Source organism: Spirosoma agri (genome assembly GCF_010747415.1).
Taxonomy (GTDB): Bacteria; Bacteroidota; Bacteroidia; order Cytophagales; family Spirosomataceae; genus Spirosoma; species Spirosoma agri.
Genome location: NZ_JAAGNZ010000002.1, coordinates 816,254 through 836,378, shown reverse-complemented (window position 1 = coordinate 836,378; position 20,125 = coordinate 816,254). Strand labels below are relative to the sequence as shown.

The window sequence follows — 20,125 nt, the reverse complement described above, 5'->3', positions numbered from 1 at the left end:
TTTTTATCAAAGATACAAAAATGACAAAGCAAAATTCATCTCCTTCACTGTTCCAGCGCGAACTCGTTGGCACCGCAATTCGGGAGTCATTTGTCAAATTAAGCCCCTCGATTCTGATTAAGAATCCGGTCATGTTTACCGTCGAAATTGGCACCGTCGTCATGGTACTGGTAACGGCTTATATTGCCACAACGGGCGATACATCACAGGGATCACTGGCTTATAACATAGCCATCACGTTTATTCTGCTATTGACAATTCTGTTCGCCAACTTCGCCGAAGCCATTGCCGAAGCGCGGGGTAAAGCGCAAGCGGAATCGTTACGCAAAACGCGTCAGGAAACGCCAGCGAAAGTGATCCGTTCGGTCGGCACGATGTACACGAACGAAGTGGAAACCATCTCGTCGGCCCAACTCGTGAAAGGCGACATATTTCTCTGCGAACCGGGCGACATTATCCCATCCGATGGTGAAATTATCGAAGGACTGGCAACGATCGACGAGTCAGCCATTACGGGCGAATCTGCGCCGGTGATTCGCGAAGCGGGTGGCGATAAATCGTCGGTGACGGGCGGCACCAAAGTACTATCTGACCGCATCAAAGTGCAGGTCACAACGCAGCCTGGTGAGTCGTTTCTCGACAAGATGATTGCGCTGGTCGAAGGGGCGAGTCGCCAGAAAACGCCGAACGAGATTGCGCTGACGATTCTATTGGCGGGGTTCACGCTGATCTTCATCATTGTCTGCGTTGCGTTGAAACCGTTCGCGGAGTACGCCAACACACCGATCACGATTGCCGCGCTGATCTCGCTCTTTGTCTGCCTGATTCCCACCACGATTGGCGGTCTGTTATCGGCGATCGGGATTGCGGGCATGGACCGCGCCTTACGCGCAAACGTGATCGCGAAGTCTGGCCGTGCCGTCGAAACAGCGGGCGACATCGACACGCTGCTGCTGGACAAGACCGGAACGATCACGATCGGCAACCGGAAGGCAACCCACTTCTATCCGGCTCCGGGTGTCTCCGAAGAGGACATGATTCGGGCATCGGCGCTCAGCTCACTGGCCGACGAAACGCCGGAAGGTAAATCGATCGTCGAACTGGCCCGAAGTGGAGACTGGGGATCGAAAGTGACCAGTAAACTATCGACCGATGGGGCAACGATGATTAAGTTCACCGCCGAAACGCGTTCGTCAGGGATCGATATGCCTACTGGTCAGAACGGCTCGGTTGTTCGGATTCGCAAGGGCGCTACGGATTCGATCCGGACTATTGTTACGCGGGCTGGCAATCTGTTTCCGGGTGAAACCGATGAACAGGCCAAAACGATTGCCGCCAACGGTGGTACGCCATTGGTCGTATCTGAAAATGACGTGGTGAAAGGTGTCATCGAATTGCAGGACATTATCAAACCCGGCATTTCGGAACGTTTTGACCGACTCCGGAAAATGGGCGTAAAAACGGTGATGGTGACGGGCGACAACCCACTAACGGCCAAGTTCATTGCTGAAAAAGCAGGAGTAGACGATTACATCGCCGAAGCCAAACCGGAAGACAAAATGAACTACATCCGCCACGAGCAAACCGGTGGCAAGCTCGTCGCGATGATGGGCGATGGCACGAACGACGCTCCGGCACTGGCGCAGGCCGACGTAGGTGTGGCGATGAATTCCGGCACGCAGGCCGCTAAAGAAGCGGGTAACATGGTCGATCTGGACAATGACCCGACGAAACTGATCGAAATCGTTGAAATTGGTAAGCAGTTGCTCATCACGCGGGGTACGCTGACAACCTTTTCGATCGCCAACGACGTAGCCAAATATTTCGCGATTGTGCCCGCCCTGTTCGTAATGTCGATCCCGGCTTTGCAGGCCATCAACATCATGAAATTACACAGTTCAGAATCAGCCATTCTGTCGGCGGTGATCTTCAACGCGATCATTATTCCGATGCTGATTCCGCTGGCCCTGCGTGGCGTTGAATACAAACCGATTGGCGCATCAGCCCTGCTTCGCCGGAACCTGTTCATCTACGGTTTAGGCGGTATCGTTGCGCCATTCATCGGTATAAAATTAATTGATCTGGTCGTCGGCCTGTTCGTGTAATAACGACCCGAAGAGACGCAAGGTATTGCGTCTCATGACCGGATGGTTTTTGCTGTCGCACAGGAGACGCATGGGAATGCCGCAACGGCGGACCGGTCTCTACAAAAAAAATAAACTCATGAAAAATCACATTGGACCAGCCATTCGGCTTACGCTTGTACTGCTGGTGATACTCTCAGTCATTTATCCATTGGTTATTGCGGGTGTCAGCCGGTTCGCGCCCGGCGGAGGAAAAGGGGAAACCGTTGTCGTTAACGGTAAGGTAGTCGGCTACGCATTGGTCGGACAGAAATTTACCAACGATCGTTACTTCAACAGCCGTCCGTCGGCAGTAGAGTATAACGCAGCCGGATCAGCCGGATCGAACAAAGGTCCGTCGAACCCCGATTATCTGAAAGCAGTTCAGGCTCGTATCGACACCTTTCTGGTTCATAATCCAGGTATTCAGAAAGCCGCTATTCCGGCCGAACTGGTAACCGCATCAGGTTCGGGGCTGGACCCGGACTTATCGCCCGAGGCTGCTAAAATTCAGGTGGCCCGGATTGCAAAAGTTCGTGGTATCAACACCGAGCGGTTGAATCAACTGGTCGATGACCATACGGAAGGTCCGTTTATCGGCCTCTTCGGTCCATCGAAAGTGAACGTTCTCAAACTGAACGTAGCGCTGGATGGTCTAAAATAACAATTGGCTCGAACAGGCTCCGGCTGTTTGCGAATGGATTACTTTATACAATTTTCCCATTACCCGAATAGCCGGAGCCTATTCGGACCTGTAAACTGAGTACAACAAAAATCATGAAATACACCGTTTACGTCATGCTAGCTGTCGCTGGTTCAGCAATGGCACAACCTTCGTTCGCGCAACAGGCAACCGATACGACCGCTAGTACAAGTACAGTGCAACCCGTGCAAAATTCGCTGACAGTCAGCGGCTACATAGAAGCCTACTACGCCCACGATTTCACGGCGCCGAAAACCAGTCAGGAACGCCCCGGCTTTCTTTATAACCACAAGCGAAACCGCGAAATTAACGTGAATCTGGCCTTCATCAAAGCCGCTTACGCCAGTGAGCGCGTTCGTGGTAATCTGGCGATTCAGGTGGGTACGTATGCGCAGTACAACTATACCGCCGAGCAACCGTTGCTGAGAAATGTTTACGAGGCCAATGCGGGTGTAAAGCTCAGCAAAACGCGCGATCTGTGGCTGGACGCGGGTATTTTTACATCGCACATCGGTTTTGAAAGCGCCATCTCGAAAGATTGCTGGACGCTGACCCGGAGTCTGCTGGCCGAGAATTCACCGTATTATTTGTCAGGAGCCAAGTTGACATACAATACTTCCAATGGAAAATGGACGCTGCTTGGTTCGGTTGTCAATGGGTGGCAACGGATTGCAAAACTACCGGGCTACACCGGCCCGGCAATCAGCACGCAGGTGCAGTATAAACCCAGCGCCAACGTCGTTCTGAATTGGAGTACGTTTCTCGGCAGCGACCGGCCCGATTCACTGAAACAGTCGCGCTTTTTCAATAATTTCTACGCGATACTAAATCCGAACGGGACGATCAGTACCATTCTGGGTTTTGACATTGGCTCTGATCGGAAGCCGATCGGTTCGGACGGACAGCGGGTAGGCAGCGGCCGTTACGTCTGGTATTCGCCGGTAGCGATCGTGCGGTATTCGGTCAGTGATGCGGTGAAACTAGCGGGACGGGTTGAGTATTACGACGACAAAAATGGTGTAATCATCGCTACCGGAACGGCAAACGGGTTCAAAACCTGGGGCTATTCGCTGAACGCCGACTACTTCATTTTGCCCACAGCCGTGTTCCGAATCGAAGGCAAAGTCTATTCCAGCCAGGACGCTATCTTCGAGACCAGTACCAACCCTAGCCGCACAAACACCTCATTGACAACCAGTTTAGCCATATCATTTTAACCGTCCACTAGTTTGTCATGCTGAGCGACAACCGCGACCAGAATGCCGAGCACTTTTTGAACCTCCTCCGTCAGTCAAGGCGGGGGAAGTTCAAGATTTATATTGGCATGAGCGCCGGGGTCGGCAAAACGTATCGGATGTTGCAGGAGGCCCACGCCTTGTTACGCGGGGGAATTGACGTCAGGATCGGCTTTGTCGAAACGCATAACCGGGCTGAAACGCAGGCGCTGGTCACGGGATTGCCCGTTATTGCCCGTCGGCGGCTGTTTTACAAAGGGCGCGAACTGGACGAGATGGACCTACAGACGGTCATCAACCTCCACCCCGAGCTGGTGATCGTCGATGAACTGGCGCATACGAACATTCCCGGTTCGAAAAATGAAAAACGCTGGCAGGATGTGCTGGACATTCTGGATGCGGGTATCAATGTGATCAGTGCCGTTAACATTCAGCATATCGAGAGCCTTCACACGTCCGTTCGGCAAATCACCGGCATCGACGTTGCCGAGCGCGTTCCCGACCGCATCCTGCAACTGGCCGATGAAGTCGTCAACATCGACCTGACCGCCGATGAGCTGATTACACGGCTTAAGGACGGTAAGATTTATGACCGCGCGAAAGTCGAAACGGCACTGGGTAATTTTTTTCAGCCGGACAAGATTCTACAACTGCGCGAACTGGCGCTTAAAGAAGTGGCCACCGCCGTTGAGCGTAAGATTGAAACGCAGGTCGCTCCCGGCACCCAGTTGAAACCGGAGCGATTTTTGGCGGCCATAAGCAGTAATCACGAAATAGCCCGACGGGTTATTCGCAAGACGGCGCGTCTGGCCAGTTACTATCAGTCCCGCTGGTTTGTGCTTTACGTTCAGACGCCTTCCGAAGATTCCGACCGGATCAAGCTGGACGTACAGCGTCATTTGATCAACAACCTGAAACTGGCTACTGAACTGGGGGCCGAAGTCATTCAGATAAAGAGCAACCATATTGTCAACGCCATTGCCGAAACCGTCGAACAGCGTAACATTACGACAGTTTGCATCGGTAAACCACACATTACCCTGATTCAGGTCATTTTGCGCACCAATGCCTTCAACCAGCTGTTGACTAAATTATCCGAATCCGCCACCGACCTGATCATTCTCTCATGACGATTAAAGCAAAAATATCGCTCGGTCTGGCCTTCATGTTCGCCATCATTCTCGGACTGGGCGGATTGAGCGCGTATTACCTGGGCGAACTGGCCGACGATTCGCAGGCGATCCTGAAGGATAATTACATTTCGCTTCAGTACGTCAGCGACATGCAGAAAGCTCTGTTCGACCGCGCTACCGATCCCAACGCACTGACCCAGTTCGACGAGAACCTGCGCAAGCAGGAAGTCAATGTGACGGAAGAAGGTGAACAGGAACTGACGACAGCCTTGCGCCGTGATCTGAACCGCTTAAAAGCTACTCCCACCGATACCGTAGCAATCAAGCGACTGCAAACTAATCTGTTGCAGCTGGACGACATCAACCGACAGGCCATGTTTCGAAAAAATGGCACCGCCGAAAAAACCGCTAAGGATGCGCTGTTGCTGCTGGCAGTTGTCGGTACGGTATGCTTCCTGATCATCCTGTCGTTCATTGTCAACTTTCCCGGTTATATCGCCCGTCCGGTTCGGGAACTGACGCGCGGTATTCGGGAGATAACCAGCCGGAATTTTGAAGAACGTTTGCACTTCCGCTCCAGCGATGAGTTTGGCGAACTGGCCCGTTCGTTCAATTCAATGGCGCAGAAACTGGATGAATATGAGCACTCGAACCTGGCCAAACTCCTGTTCGAGAAAAAACGGATTGATACGCTGATCCAGTTGATGAGCGATGGTATTCTGGGTCTGGATGAGAACAAGAAAATTCTCTTTGCCAACCCCGTCGCCTGTCGCCTGCTGGGTATCGACGAAGCAAAGCTGATTGGCCGATACGCGCCCGACGTGGCTTCGGTCAATGATCTGATGCGCACGCTGATTCAGGACCTAATGATCGAAGACTGGCCGGAAAGTCCCGCTCGAACCGATAACAAGGGGCTGTTGAAAATCTACGACCCAGGGGTCAACGGCCTGGAACCGTCCAGTCCGGGACCATCCAGTCCGGGAAAAGAAAGCTATTTCAACAAGCAAATCCACGCCGTTACGGTAGCGCCCACGGGCGACGGTGAACCGCGTCCGGCGGGTTGGGTGATTGTACTGGAAAACATCACTTCGTTTACAGAACTCGATCAGGCAAAGACAAACTTCATCGCCACCGTTTCGCACGAGCTAAAAACGCCGATCAGTAGTATTAAACTCAGCCTTAAACTGCTGGACGATTCGCGGGTAGGTCAGCTCAACGACGAACAGAAACAACTCGTTGGTCACGTCCGTGATGATGCCGAACGGTTGCTGAGCATTACGGGGGAACTGGTCAACATGGCGCAGGTCGAGTCAGGGCAGATTCAGTTGAAGATCGAAAATGTAGCGCCGTCAGCGATCGTCCGGTATGCAACTCATGCGCTCCAAGTGTCGGCGAACCAGAAGCACCTTCGTTTCGACATCAATGCGTCGGATGACCTGCCCACCGTTAAGGCTGATCCGGACAAGGCCTCGTGGGTACTGGTCAATTTTCTGTCCAACGCCGTTCGGCACAGCCCCGAAGACAACGCAATCGAGATATCAGTGCGATCGATTGGCAGTCAGGTTGAGTTTGTCGTCCGCGATCATGGATCAGGTATTCGACCGGAGCACCAGAAACGCATTTTTGATCGCTATTTTCGGGCACCCGGCAATAACGGACAATCGAGCGGAACCGGCCTGGGGCTGGCGATTGCGAAGGAATTTATTGAATCGATGGGCGGAGAAATTGGCTTACAAACCGATCTGGCCGATGGCGCAGCCTTTTACTTTCGACTACCGCGTAACTAAACCAATTTGATAGCATTTAGTTACTTTCCGGTATGAACTCATCTACCAATTCGCATCTCAATAAAGTTTCCCTTTCCGGTCTGTTGATTTCTATCGGTATCGTGTTCGGCGACATCGGCACGTCACCGCTCTACACGTACAAAGCCATTTTCGGCGACCGTATTTTAACCGAGAATCTGGTTCTGGGATCATTCTCGGCGGTTTTCTGGACGCTCACCTTTCAGACTACCCTTAAATACGTCATCATCACCCTCAATGCCGATAACAACGGCGAAGGCGGGATTTTCTCGCTCTATACGCTTATTCGCCGATACACCGGCAAATGGATGCTCTACCCGGCGATCATCGGCGGTAGTTTTCTGCTCGCCGACGGGATCATTACGCCACCCATCTCCGTGTCGTCGGCGATTGAGGGCTTGCTGATCTATTACCCAAACCTCGACACTGTCCCCATTGTGCTTACCATCATTGTCCTGCTGTTTGTCACGCAACAATTTGGTACCCAATGGCTTGGCCGTCTGTTCGGACCGATCATGGTTGTCTGGTTTACGTTCATCGGGATCATGGGGTTTCTATCGCTGATTCAACATCCGAGCGTATTACGAGCGCTGAACCCCTGGCACGTCGTTACCCTCCTGCGCGATTATCCGGGTGGATTCTGGCTGCTGGGCGGGGTTTTCCTTTGCACAACCGGGGCCGAAGCCCTCTATTCCGACATGGGTCATTGTGGTCGGGGAAACATCCGGATCAGCTGGATCTTTGTGAAACTAATGTTGCTGCTTTCCTACGCCGGGCAGTCGGCGTGGCTGATGCAACACCTGGGCAAACGACTTGGCCCGACGAGTTCATTTTATGAGATTGTGCCGCCCTCTATCCTGGTTTTCGCCATTGGCATCGCCACATTGGCAACCATCATTGCCAGTCAGGCACTCATCAGCGGATCGTTTACGCTCATTGGTGAAGCCATCCGGTTGCATTTGTGGCCGCGTCAGCGCGTGATCTACCCGACCGATTTTCGGGGTCAATTGTATATTCCGCAAATCAACTGGTTGCTCATGGCGGGTTGCATCGGGGTTGTGCTGCACTTTCGCGAGTCGAAGAATATGGAAGCGGCTTTTGGGCTGGCCGTCACACTCACCATGCTCATGTCAACCGTGCTGATGAATGCGTATCTGCGCTCAAAGCGGGTTCATCCACTGGCGACACTGGCCATTACGGCGCTCTTCCTGACCATCGAAACGTCCTTTCTGATCGCTAACCTGATCAAGTTTGAAGAAGGCGGCTGGATTTCAATTCTGCTGGGATTAATGCTCATCACGGTGATGACGCTCTGGCACAAGGGGAAACAACTAAAGCACAGTTTCGTCCAGTTCGAGCCCCTTCCTCCGTTTATCGACACGCTCAAGGAACTCAGCAATGACGAAACCATTCCCAAATATGCCACCCACCTCGTTTACCTGACCGGCTCCGAAACGTCGGCTAGCATTGAATCGGAAACGATCGAGTCGATACTGTATCGCACGCCAAAACGGGCCGACGTCTACTGGCTGTTACACGTCCACGTTGAAGATGAGCCCTTTACGATGCGCTACAAAGTCGAGACACTGGCCGATCAGGATGTGTATTACATTACGTTTCACTTAGGCTTCCGCATCGAACCACGACTCAATTTATTCTTCCGGCTGGCCGTCGAAGACATGGTTAGAGGCAAAGAAGTAGAAATAACCAGTCGATACCAGTCGCTAAATCAGAAGAACCTGACGGGCGACTTCCGGTTCGTGGTGTTCAAAAACTTCCTGTCGTACGAAAACGATCTGCCGCTTGGTCAAAAGATCATCATGAACAGTTATTTCCTGATCCGGCGAACCGCGTTGCACGAAAACTCAGCCTATGGTCTGGATACTAGTAATGTAGTCGTTGAAGACGTGCCCCTGCTGTTTTCGCATCCCAAAAATATTCGACTGACCCGTGATCGAGACTAATCCCATTTTAGACGAGAGATAGAGTTTCTGCTGATTTTTGGGGCCGCTGGATAACGTTCAACCGCGTTGCTGCGGGTCATCTTTCCAATATAAAACACATGTCTGGCGGTCATGGTTACGGAGTAGAATTGAGTGTTGACCCATAACCAATTACGACGATGCCACAAGGAGATAAGTCGGCTTATACCGATAAACAAAAACGGCAGGCCGAACACATTGAGGAAAGCTACGAAGCGCGTGGAGTGCCCGAGGAAGAAGCAGAAAGTCGCGCCTGGGCAACTGTTAACGCCATTTCAGGTGGTGGCAAAAAGAGTGGTTCAGGACGCGGTCGTGCCGAAAACAAGGAGCCGGAACGTAAGGGTGGTAAAAAAGGGGGCGCAGCATCGGCGTCACGCACAGCCGAAGAACGTTCGGCGTCTGCGAAAAAAGCAGCGGCTACCCGGAAGAAGAATGCTGCCCGCTGACTGGTTTTCTGAACGCATTGGTGTTTTCGCGGCCCAATACCAAACGTGCCCGTTAGCTTGCCAACGCACCTACAGCCAGATAGCCACTTCTTACCCGTTATTACTGCAAATTTTTCGGGAAGTTCATCAAAACGTACGCCGTATCGTCAAGATACGGCGTATGTCCTATCATCCCAATCTATCACCCTTACTTAGTCAAACACGTCCATTGCTAGTTCAGATCGGGAGCGACTGATCTGAAACTCGTCGTCCTGCTTTTGCAGAAAAATAAGTTGAATACCCCGTTGCTGGGCAGCGGTCGAAAAATTTCGAATGGCAGTAACAACGTCACTGTCGATATAAGAAGACGCGGTTCCGTCAATTTCGAGGATCGAATTATCAGGCACATTTTTGAGCAGCTTCATCAATCGGGCTTTGCTGAGAAATGATACGTGATCGCCGAGCTGCACATAAATGCGTGTTCGATCTTTGCTGCTGTCCCAGGCGGTACGGACACGGTGCGCGTTGAGGTAATGATCACGAAGAATGAAGAAGATGCCGGCAACCATACCGATGGCAATACCGCTCAACAAATCGGTCAGCAGAATCGCCATAACCGTCACGACAAACGGGATAAATTTCTCGATACCCTCCGCAAAAACCGCTTTCACGATCTCGATACGGGCCAGTTTATAACCGGTAACCAGCAGGATGGCAGCCAGAGCAGCCCACGGTATTTTGTTCAGCAGCGTCGGCAGCGTAACCACGCAAACCAGCAGTAACGATCCGTGGACCAGTGCCGCCAGTTTGTTCCGCGCCCCGGCATTGATGCTGACCGAACTCCGCACAATGACCGATGTCAGCGGTATACCGCCAATCAGACCGCTCACCAGATTACCAATACCCTGCGCTTTCAGTTCGTGATTGGTTGGCGTTTTGCGTTTCAATGGATCGAGTTCATCGGACGCTTCCACCGACAGGAGCGCTTCCAGACTGGCAACCAGCGCAATAGCTACCGCCGAGGTATAGACCAACGGATTGTTCCACTGCGAAAAATCAGGAAACGTAAACAGGTTCAGAAATTCACCCGCGCTGGCCGGTACCGGCAGTTGCACCAGATGATTGCCCTGCAAAGCCCATGCCGGGAAAAACGCCCGGACAAGTTCGTTGGTACAGATGCCCAGCACGACCACCACCAGCGCAGCGGGTATGGTTCGGGTCATTTTGCTCGTCTGAAAAGCCGGATGGCCCCATGCGTAAAAGACCCCCAGCGAAAGCAGTGCGATCAGAATAGCTACGCCATTAAGCTGCCCAAGTGCCATGTGCAGTTGCTCGATGATGTTGAAACCACCGGGCTGAAACAGCGCAAAACCTTCGGCAGCATCGGCATCGTAGCCAACGAGGTGAGGTATCTGCTTTATAATCAGAATAATGCCGATACCGGCCAGCATTCCCTTGATAACCGATGAGGGAAAAAAGTTACTGATGGTACCCGCTTTGGCAAAGCCCAGTCCAATCTGAATAACACCCGCCAGACATGTCGCCAGCAGAAAAGCCGGAAACGATCCTAATGACTGAATGGCACCTAACGTCACAATGATCAGGCCGGCTTCCGGTCCTGAAATACTCAGCGCCGAACGACTGAAAGCACCGACGACCAGCCCCCCGACGATACCGGCAATAATACCGGCAAACAGCGGAGCACCCGACGCCAGCGCGATACCTAAACACAACGGTACGGCCACCAGAAAGGAGATCGCTCCGCCCCGAATGTCACCCGGCATTGTGCTTAGATTAATTATTTGAAACCCGTTTTTACCTGCGTTTATCATTAGCTGTTGTTGCGTTTTTTATGGGTGCGTACCTTACAACTCACTGGCCACCATTACCTTGGGTTGAGCGTCGTTTGTTGAACTACCGACACGCGTCGATTCGTTGTCGTTTCCAATTCACGCAGGCGTTGCTCTAGTCGTGTTTTTTCGATGAGCAACGAATCAGCCCGGCGGCTTTCGACCTTTTACTGAGCGTGATACAGCTTTTTCTGCTGTTGGTTACTGGTGTAGACGTTGAAGGCAATACAGGCAATGATGAGGCCCCACACAGTCAGCCAGTTCACCAGATGGCCCGCTTTTTCACCGTTGTCACGCATGGTTCAATACCGTTTGGCCGTGTACTGAAAACTTCACGCAACAAAGATAAAGCACCCCTCAACGGAGATAATTAGGGATCTGTTAGAAGATGATGAGAATCCGGTTAGAGATCGATTAGAAATCGATTAGAGCATTTTGGGCAGGCGAATCGTGAATGTCGTGCCCTGGTTGATCTGCGATGCAACCGTAATCTGACCGTGGTGCAACTGAACGATCCGATACGTCAGGGGCAGCCCAACGCCATGCCCGTGAATCCGCTTGACGTTTTCGGCCCGGAAGAACGGTTCGTAGATACTCTTGATGTCTGATTCCAGAATACCGACCCCTTCGTCTTTGAATTCGATCGTTATCCACCGGTCATTGGCACCGAGCGTTACCTGCACGCGCTTGTTTTCGGAAAACTTACAGCCGTTCTCCATCAGATTAAAGAAGGCCGAATACAGCAACGATTTGTTTCCCTCGATGGTCAGCGACGGCTGAATCGTCTCCATCTGCCCGTCGAACGAGAACACGACCGAATAGTCAGGCTGCCGGGTCATGAGCATTTGGGAAACCTGATAAATAACCTCATCAATCGATACTTCACTGAATTTCAGGGGCGTAGACTCCAGACTAACCAGCGTCAGATCCAGCAGATTGTTGGTCAGCTTGTTCATCCGGTGGATCACCTCCAGCACCGATTTCCACTTCGCTTCGTGTTCTTCGACCGTACGCCGTTTGAGCAGCGTTACCTCAATCTGGCCGGTAATGATGGTGAGCGGAGTACGCAGTTCGTGCGATGCGTTGGACACGAAATTGCGCTGCATCTCGAAGGCTTCCTGTACCCGGTCGAGCATAAGGTTAAACGTGTGCGCCAGTTGCGATAACTCGTCCTGATCGTTTCCGGCGGTTACGCGCTGGTTCAGATTCGACGCGGTTATCCGGTCAACCTGCTGAATGACGTCGGAAATAGGGCGTAGCGAGCGTCCGGCATACGCCCAGCCCACCGCTCCCATCACGGCCAGACTGCACAGCAACCCTACCCCCATGATGGCGCTCAAATGCCGCATTTCTTCTAGTCCGTACTGATCAAAAGCGGACGCGACAAGGATATAGTCCTGGTTATTATGCCGATGAACGAACCCGACGATCTCTTTCCGTTGCTGGCGAAAGAACACTTCCTTCTTCTTTCGGATAAGCACCAGCGCTTCCGGCTTTATGATGGCACTGTCCTGTGTCGCGTAGATCATCTGGTTATTCTGACCATAGACATTGATCTGTTCTTCCGGGAGCGCCGTGAGATTATTTTTCTCAATGACTCTCAGCAGGCGGGTCGTAATTTCGTCTTCGTCGAGCAGAAGCCGGGCCGTGGTTCTTGCCTTGTCGCTGAGTCGCAGGTAAAAATCGCGTTGCCGGAAATATTCGGCGGTAGCATACACAACGAACGAGAAAATGAGGAGAAGGGCAGCAACAATGCCAACAAACGTGAAGGAAAGACGGGCACGTATTTTCATGAATTAGTCGTCGGTAGCCTGCATGATATAGCCGATGCCGCTGATCGTGTGGATCAGCTTTGGCGTAAAATCCTTATCTATCTTTTTTCGTAAGTAATTGACGTACACATCGACCACATTCGTACCCGTGTCAAAGTTGAGTTCCCAAACGTGCGCCATGATCTCATTACGGCTAAGTGCCTTGTTCTGATTTTTCAGAAAAAATTCGAGCAATGTCAACTCACGGGCCGTCAGCATGAGTTTCTGATTGCCCCGCTTCACGGTTTTGCTCTGCTGATTCAGTTCCAGATCAGCAATTTTAAGAATCGGGTTCTCCACCGAGGGGGCCGCGTTTCGGCGGGTGAGCGCCCGCAACCGGGCAACCAGTTCACGAAACTCGAACGGTTTCACCAGATAATCGTCGGCTCCTGCGTCGAATCCGTTCAGTTTACTATCCGTATTTCCCAACGCGGTCAGCATCAGGATCGGCAATGTTTCGAATCGGCTTCGAATCATCCGACATAAATCGAACCCACTGATTACCGGCAGGTTGACATCAAGAATGATAATATCATACTCCGTCTCGGCCAGCTTTAGCTGAGCCTCCTTCGCATCGCCGGCAATATCGGCGGTGAAGCCGTAATCTTCCAAACCCGTTTCGATGAGCGTTGCGACTTCCCATTCATCTTCAACGATCAAAATACGCATAGTGTGCTATGTAGAATAGGCTTTTCAACGAGCCCGCGATAAAAGGAACAACATGACCCGGCAAATCCAGTACTAGTAGTAGTCGTATTGAACAGGGCAAGTTCCAACGGTTGTCAGATTGCCGGTAATTTATTCCGTGTTTTTTGTGATCAGTACGCCTAGTAAATTAATGAGCTACCCGTAGCGTCGCCAATCTATTATCCAATAATACATACACAAAAGTCTATTTACCATGAAATCAACTCGCTAGCTGTAAAAAAAGGGAGTGCGCCGTTGCTTCGTAGTCAAAAACCAATAAGTTTGCAGCAAAACGACCAACATACAATAAATAAATCTACTTAACCTATCGACTAAATAACATTTACTCGTTTTTCTGGCCCCCTATTCGCGTTTGTTCCCGCCAGTTGATGAGCGAACAGAGCGAAAAAGAAGAGCGTGGTGCTATCAGCATTCAGCATCGAACAACGTAGCAGACGAGTAGTAAAAACCGCGTATGGAGATTAACTGGATTGCCTTTGCCGTTCCACTGTTCCTGTTTTTTATGGGAGCGGAATATCTCGTTGCCCGATGGCAGAAGAAAAAATATTTCACCTTCAACAATTCGGTTGCCAACCTGAACGTCGGCATTGCTGAACGATTGATCGATAGTTTTACCGTTGGAGCATTCTATTTCGTATATGACTACCTGCACCGGCACTACGCACTTTTCGACATTAAAGCCAGTGCCCTAGGCTGGATTGGGTTGCTCATCGCCACCGATTTTGTGTGGTACTGGTATCATCGACTAGCTCACGAAATTAACGTGTTCTGGGCGGTGCACGTCGTCCATCACCAGAGCGAAGACTTTAACTATACCGTCTCGGCCCGGATCACGGTCTTCCAGGCATTGGTCAGAACGGGTTTCTGGTCGATCTTACCCGTTATCGGTTTTCCCGCCGAAATGATCACGACCATGTTACTGGTTCATGGGTTGTATCCATTTTTTATCCATACCCGCACCGTCGGCAAGCTGGGCTGGCTCGAATATGTGTTCGTCACCCCGTCGCACCACCGGGTTCACCACGCGAGCAATCCCGAGTATCTGGACAAAAACTACGGCGATGTCTTTATTTTCTGGGATAAGCTCTTTGGCACATTCGTCGAAGAGCAGGAGGAAGCCGTGTACGGTCTGACCAAACAGCTCGACAGTCATAGTTTTCTCTGGCAGCATTTTCACTTCCTGCTCGAACTGCTTGAACAGGCCCGTCGAACGCCCGGTCTCCGCGCAAAGGTCAGGCTGTTATTCGACAAACCCGACGCGGTCGATCCGACCATTCGCGATGGGCTGGCGGACAGACTTTTGTTGCGCTCCTCCGTACGATCGACCAGTCGACGGTTCCGGGGTTACGTTGTCGGGCAGCTGACGGGCATACTTCTTATACTCTTCTGCTACCTGCTTTTTGAAGATTACGTATCGGTTCCGCTCAAGATCATAACGACCTTATTTATTCTGTTCACACTCGTAAATTGTGGAGCGCTTCTGGAACAGCGGCAGTGGGTAGTATACCCGGAAATTGGCCGGTTGGTCGTGCTTTGGCTGGGCTTGTACCTAACACTGGGTTACCCTATGCTCGTAATCCTGGCCTATATCGGCGGGCTGTCGCTCTGGGTCTATTTTTCACTTATCCAGAAACGCTATTTCCGGCTTGTATATGGGAAAAGTGTATAACGTAGAAACCGGTCGGAATGCCGCATCACCGCCGGTGCGGCATTCCGACCGGTCTCTACAATAATCTGAATATTATGAACTATCAAATCAACACATTAGTAAAGATGAGAAATGGCGACTCTACTAAAAGAATAACATCATTACACTGGTCGGTCACTCTATGCCTACTGGCGATTTTACTCACCGCTGGCTTTCGCGTTGCCGACGATCCGGCCTATCGGGAAAAGATTGACGCCTGGCATCAGGAACGCATCACGTCGCTGAAAAGTGAAAACGGCTGGCTCAATCTGGTAGGTCTGGTCTGGTTAAAGGCCGGTAAAAACGCGCTGGGTCGAGGCTCGGGTTTCGATGTATCGTTCCCAACGGACGACGCTCCGGCTAGCTTGGGGACCCTTTACCTTGATAAAGGCGAAGTACGGTTTGTGCCGAACCAGGGAGTTGATGTGTCGGCAGACGGAAAAGTGCTTACCGAGTCCACCGTTGTTTTTAGCCCGAACGATAAACCAGCGACATTGGCACACGGTTCGTTGCGATGGCTCATTATCAAGCGGGGCGACAAATACGGCGTTCGGATGCGCGACCTGAAAAGTCCTTACCTGAGTGAGTTTCACGGCGTCAACCGCTTTCCGGTCGATGAAAGCTGGCAGGTGAAAGCGCGCGTCGAAACCCCTTCGGTCCCGAAAACGATTCCCATTCTGGATGTGCTTGGCCTCACGTCCCAGCAGCCACTAGCCGGTACGCTTGTTTTTGAGCGAGCGGGTAAAACCTACCGGCTGGATGCCGTTGGCGAAGGCAAGAAATTATTTATCCTGTTTGGTGATGCGACCAACGCCCACGACAGTTACGGATCGGGGCGGTTCCTGTACGCGGATAAACCAGGACCGGATGGCATAACCACGCTTGACTTCAACCAGGCAATCAATCCGCCCTGCGCCTTTACCCCTTACGCGACCTGCCCGTTGCCCCCGAAGCAGAACAAACTGGCACTGGCCGTTACAGCTGGCGAAAAACGATACGGAGACCATTGATCAACGGCTTATCGTATGCAAAGCAATCAGAATCGATCGACTCATTTCTACAACCTAACGTATCAAGAGCAGATCGATACCGTATGGAGGCAGGGGAAACCACTCCAGACCAGACGCATTCCTGATTTCTGGATTCATCTGTATGCTGTTGATGCGCTTTTTGTGGAACTATGGATTTGTCAGCGGCACTTTGATGTTATGGTACTGCGCGTACTGTCGACGACCAACGAGTTGGAGCCGTATCTGCAACTCATTCAGCTATCACTCCACGAGCTACTACCCTAATTGACATCAACCAACCCATTCATGAACACGACATTCAGGCCGAGTCTTCAATCGAAATTACCCGCTGTTGGCACCACTATTTTCACCGTCATGTCGAAGCTGGCGGCTGAAACGGGAGCCATTAATCTCTCGCAGGGGTTTCCGGGTTTCGATTGTTCGCCCGAACTGGTGTCGCTGGTGGAGCGCTACCTGCGCAAGGGGTTCAACCAATATGCGCCCATGACAGGCGTTCCGGCCCTGCGTGAAGCCCTGGCGCAGAAAGCCCTGGAGCAGTATGCTGTTGCCTATGACCCCGATTCGGAAGTGACGGTTACGTCGGGTGCGACGGAGGCCCTCTTTGCGGCCATCACGGCGGTAGTGCGGCCCGGCGACGAAGTCATTGTGTTTGAGCCCGCTTATGATAGCTACGTTCCGGCCATTGAACTAAACGGCGGCATTCCGGTCTTCGTGACGTTGACGCCGTCTGAGGTGGATTCGTCTATCGCCAATGCGTCCGACTACACCATCGACTGGCAGGAAGTAAGTCACAAAATCACAGATAAGACCCGGTTGATTCTGGTCAATACGCCCCACAATCCGACCGGCCGCGTCTGGACAGCGGACGATATTCAGCAACTGGCCGACCTGGTTCACGATCGGGATATCTGGGTTGTAAGCGACGAAGTGTATGAACACATTCTGTTCGATGGCCGGGTTCATCATTCGCTAATGACGCATCCGACGTTGCAGGAACGGACGTTTGTGGTTGGTTCATTCGGAAAGACATTCCACATTACCGGCTGGAAAGTCGGCTATTGTCTAGCACCCAAAGCACTGACCACCGAGTTTCGAAAGATCCATCAATACCTGACATTCAGCACAGTTACGCCTATTCAGTACGCACTGGCCGATTACTTACAGAATCCCGGTCACTATCGACAGCTACCCGACTTTTACCAGCGAAAGCGCGATCTGTTTCTGGATGGTCTGCGTCAGTCTCGCTTCCGGTTCAACCCGGCGGAGGGCAGTTTTTTTCAGACCGTTTCTTACGCTGACATTACGGACGAACCGGATTACGAACTGGCGGTACGGCTCACGAAGGAAATTGGGGTTGCTTCAATTCCGGTTTCGGTGTTTTACAAGCAGAAAAACGATTACCGGGTGTTGCGGTTCTGCTTCGCCAAAGACGACGCCATTCTACGGGAAGCTGCTGAACGACTCAGTCACTTATAAACAGACAACGTGAACATGAAAAATACAGGCATTCAGACCTATCTAAATCAATTCCAAACCGAACTGGATTGCCCCGTGGACGGGGTAAAAATCAATGAGAACAAAGTACGGACGATCGCCTTTTTTGTCCTGCTGACGGGCATTGCCTACATCGTTACCTCGTATTGGCTACTACCACTTTTTCTGACCGTTGACTTTGCACTGCGGGCGTTCGACTACGGAAAATTTAGTCCACTGGCGCAACTGAGCGATGCTGTTGTGAAGGGGCTGAACTTTCCGGTTCGCCCCATCGACCAGGCTCCCAAACGGTTTGCGGCTGGCGTCGGTATGGTATTCACCACGGCAATGCTGATCTTGCACGCAATAGGCATCAATACCCTGATTCTAACGAGTGTACTGCTTATTTTCGCAGCACTGGAATTGCTGGCCGGTATTTGCGCCGGTTGTTATGTATACACGATCCTGAAACGAAGCAAACTCATTCGCTAAGCAGTTCTTATGCCCCGTATCACGCCCCTACCCGCCAGTGAAGTAACGCCCGATATACAGGCGGCCTTCGACGCACACGTCAATGATTACCCTGGTAGTCGCATCACGAACATGAAAGCCACGCTGGGTCGCTCACTGCTGTCTTTCCAGGTGTATATGCAGTGGTATCCGCTCTACGAAGACGTGAAGAAAATACTGGGCGGTCGGCTGGCTTATCTATTCGCCCATGCGATTTCGGAGGGATCGAACTGCCCGCTGTGTACTACCTTTTTCCGACGGATCATTATCGACAATGGCGAACAACCCGACAATTTGCAGCTGACGAACCACGAACAGGCCGTTATCAACTTCGGGAGTGCCATTGCGGTGCATAAGGGTGAGGTTCCGGATGATCTTTATGATCCCATTGCCGAGCGGTATACCGAGCCGGAACTTGTCGTACTGGTTGCGTTTGCCGGGCAAATGATTGCCACGAACGTATTCAACAACGTGCTGGACGTGACTATTGATGAGTACCTCTACCCCTATCTACCTCTCACCCAACAACCCCAACCCTAATGGCTGATTTTCAAGGGCAGGTAGCTTTCATCACCGGCGCGGCTCACGGTCAGGGGCGGGCGGTAGCACTAGCACTGGCTACCGAAGGCGCGTCTATCGTCGCGTTCGATCTGGCTAAACCGCTGGCCTATCCCGGTTATACGCTCGGCTCGGAAACCGAACTCGACTCGTTGAAGCATGCGGTAGAGGCCCTTGGCGTTTCGTGTCTGACCGCGCAGGGTGACGTTCGGCGGAACGAAGACGTGAAACGGGCCGTCGATGCAGCCGTCGATCAATTTGGGCGTATCGATATTCTGTTCAACAATGCCGGAATCTGCGCCTACGGACTAGCCCACGAACTACCCGAAGAGGAATGGGACGCCATGCTCGACATCAACCTGAAAGGAGCCTGGCTGGTCGCTAAACACATCATCCCGGTTATGATCAAGCAGCAATCGGGCGTGATCATCAACAATTCATCCATTGCCGGACTGCGGGGCATGAATCGTCTGAGTCATTATGCGGCTTCCAAATGGGGGCTGGTCGGCTTAACCAAATCGTGGGCTATTGAACTGGCTCCACACACAATCCGGGTCAACTCAATCCATCCAACGGGTGTCAACACGCCCATGAACGATGGGCTGGCCGAACTGGAAGGAACCACGACGCAGGAAATTGCCGAACGCTCGGCGGGCAATCTATTGCCCGTTCCGTGGGTTGAACCGGAGGACGTGTCCAGCATGGTACTTTATCTGGCTTCCGACAAAGCCCGCTACATAACTGGCTCGCAGTTTGTGCTGGATGCCGGACTGCTAACGCGTTGATTAACGACCAAACGACGATCACCAGGACACCCTTTGCAAACGTAACGTGGACTTCCAGTCCGCGAGTCGCAGGCTACGTTGTAGTAAAAAAATAGCTTACTACAACGTAGCCTGCGACTCGCGGACTGGAAGTCCACGCTACGTTTATAAAGCCATTCAATCAGCCGCCCTTCATTTTATCCACTCATCCAGAAAAATAACCGTTCCGGTAGTTTGCAATACATAGTACCAACTACTGCCCATATCTTTGTTTCACCAATCGGGAATAACCCGGCTAACGTTTACACAAACACAAAAAAACATACA

At 51.9% G+C, this 20,125-nt stretch carries 18 protein-coding genes; 14 read left to right on the top strand and 4 right to left on the bottom strand.

Annotation, left to right across the window (positions count from 1 at the left end; translation table 11 throughout):
* The first annotated feature begins 20 nt into the window (after positions 1-20).
* The 7 genes from kdpB to GK091_RS20130 all read left to right on the top strand — a co-directional run bounded on the left by kdpB (position 21) and on the right by GK091_RS20130 (position 9,427).
* Complete coding sequence (gene kdpB, locus GK091_RS20160; RefSeq protein ID WP_164041686.1) at positions 21-2,105, top strand: potassium-transporting ATPase subunit KdpB; 2,085 nt, start codon at positions 21-23, stop codon at positions 2,103-2,105.
* Between the two features lie 118 nt (positions 2,106-2,223).
* Positions 2,224-2,787: a K(+)-transporting ATPase subunit C gene (locus GK091_RS20155; protein ID WP_164041685.1), complete on the top strand. Its 564-nt coding sequence runs from the start codon at positions 2,224-2,226 to the stop codon at positions 2,785-2,787.
* A 113-nt stretch (positions 2,788-2,900) separates the two neighbouring features.
* Positions 2,901-4,043, top strand: coding sequence for a porin (locus GK091_RS20150; protein ID WP_164041684.1), 1,143 nt, complete (start codon positions 2,901-2,903; stop codon positions 4,041-4,043).
* Between the two features lie 17 nt (positions 4,044-4,060).
* A complete protein-coding gene (locus GK091_RS20145; protein ID WP_164041683.1) occupies positions 4,061-5,191 on the top strand; it encodes a sensor protein KdpD in 1,131 nt (376 codons plus the stop codon).
* Positions 5,188-6,981, top strand: coding sequence for a sensor histidine kinase (locus GK091_RS20140; RefSeq protein ID WP_164041682.1), 1,794 nt, complete (start codon positions 5,188-5,190; stop codon positions 6,979-6,981). The genes GK091_RS20145 and GK091_RS20140 overlap by 4 nt, the downstream gene beginning before the upstream one ends.
* Positions 6,982-7,013: 32 nt before the next feature.
* Positions 7,014-8,963, top strand: a complete 1,950-nt coding sequence (locus tag GK091_RS20135) for a KUP/HAK/KT family potassium transporter (RefSeq protein ID WP_164041681.1) — start codon at positions 7,014-7,016, stop codon at positions 8,961-8,963.
* 158 nt (positions 8,964-9,121) lie between these two features.
* A complete protein-coding gene (locus GK091_RS20130; protein ID WP_164041680.1) occupies positions 9,122-9,427 on the top strand; it encodes a plasmid stabilization protein in 306 nt (101 codons plus the stop codon).
* Positions 9,428-9,618: 191 nt separating this feature from the next.
* Here GK091_RS20130 and GK091_RS20125 read toward each other — a convergent pair whose 3' ends face one another.
* The 4 genes from GK091_RS20125 to GK091_RS20115 all read right to left on the bottom strand — a co-directional run bounded on the left by GK091_RS20125 (position 9,619) and on the right by GK091_RS20115 (position 13,736).
* Positions 9,619-11,190: a SulP family inorganic anion transporter gene (locus tag GK091_RS20125; protein WP_164041679.1), complete on the bottom strand. Its 1,572-nt coding sequence runs from the start codon at positions 11,188-11,190 to the stop codon at positions 9,619-9,621.
* Positions 11,191-11,423: 233 nt separating this feature from the next.
* On the bottom strand, positions 11,424-11,555 hold the full coding sequence (locus GK091_RS29855; protein ID WP_262889201.1) for a hypothetical protein: 132 nt from the start codon (positions 11,553-11,555) through the stop codon (positions 11,424-11,426).
* Positions 11,556-11,681: 126 nt separating this feature from the next.
* Entirely contained in the window at positions 11,682-13,049 is a 1,368-nt protein-coding gene (locus GK091_RS20120; protein ID WP_164041678.1) for a HAMP domain-containing sensor histidine kinase, read from the bottom strand.
* Positions 13,050-13,052: 3 nt separating this feature from the next.
* Complete coding sequence (locus tag GK091_RS20115) at positions 13,053-13,736, bottom strand: response regulator transcription factor (RefSeq protein WP_164041677.1); 684 nt, start codon at positions 13,734-13,736, stop codon at positions 13,053-13,055.
* Between the two features lie 493 nt (positions 13,737-14,229).
* On the opposite strand from GK091_RS20115, the gene GK091_RS20110 reads away from it, so the two are divergent.
* The 7 genes from GK091_RS20110 to GK091_RS20080 are packed head-to-tail and all read left to right on the top strand — an operon-like array spanning position 14,230 to position 19,819.
* Positions 14,230-15,444: a sterol desaturase family protein gene (locus GK091_RS20110; protein ID WP_164041676.1), complete on the top strand. Its 1,215-nt coding sequence runs from the start codon at positions 14,230-14,232 to the stop codon at positions 15,442-15,444.
* Between the two features lie 17 nt (positions 15,445-15,461).
* Positions 15,462-16,472, top strand: coding sequence for a DUF1684 domain-containing protein (locus GK091_RS20105; RefSeq protein WP_246202327.1), 1,011 nt, complete (start codon positions 15,462-15,464; stop codon positions 16,470-16,472).
* Positions 16,473-16,487: 15 nt separating this feature from the next.
* Positions 16,488-16,757 carry a hypothetical protein gene (locus GK091_RS20100; protein WP_164041675.1) on the top strand — a complete coding sequence of 90 codons (270 nt, stop codon included), beginning with the start codon at positions 16,488-16,490 and terminating at the stop codon, positions 16,755-16,757.
* A 21-nt stretch (positions 16,758-16,778) separates the two neighbouring features.
* Positions 16,779-17,969 carry a methionine aminotransferase gene (locus GK091_RS20095; RefSeq protein ID WP_164041674.1) on the top strand — a complete coding sequence of 397 codons (1,191 nt, stop codon included), beginning with the start codon at positions 16,779-16,781 and terminating at the stop codon, positions 17,967-17,969.
* Positions 17,970-17,984: 15 nt separating this feature from the next.
* Positions 17,985-18,458 (top strand): DUF4395 domain-containing protein, encoded by a 474-nt coding sequence (locus tag GK091_RS20090; RefSeq protein WP_164041673.1) that lies wholly within the window; start codon positions 17,985-17,987, stop codon positions 18,456-18,458.
* Positions 18,459-18,467: 9 nt separating this feature from the next.
* A complete protein-coding gene (locus GK091_RS20085; RefSeq protein ID WP_164041672.1) occupies positions 18,468-19,016 on the top strand; it encodes a carboxymuconolactone decarboxylase family protein in 549 nt (182 codons plus the stop codon).
* Positions 19,016-19,819, top strand: a complete 804-nt coding sequence (locus GK091_RS20080) for a mycofactocin-coupled SDR family oxidoreductase (RefSeq protein WP_164041671.1) — start codon at positions 19,016-19,018, stop codon at positions 19,817-19,819. Before GK091_RS20085 ends, GK091_RS20080 begins: the two co-directional genes overlap by 1 nt.
* The last annotated feature ends 306 nt before the right edge of the window (positions 19,820-20,125 follow it).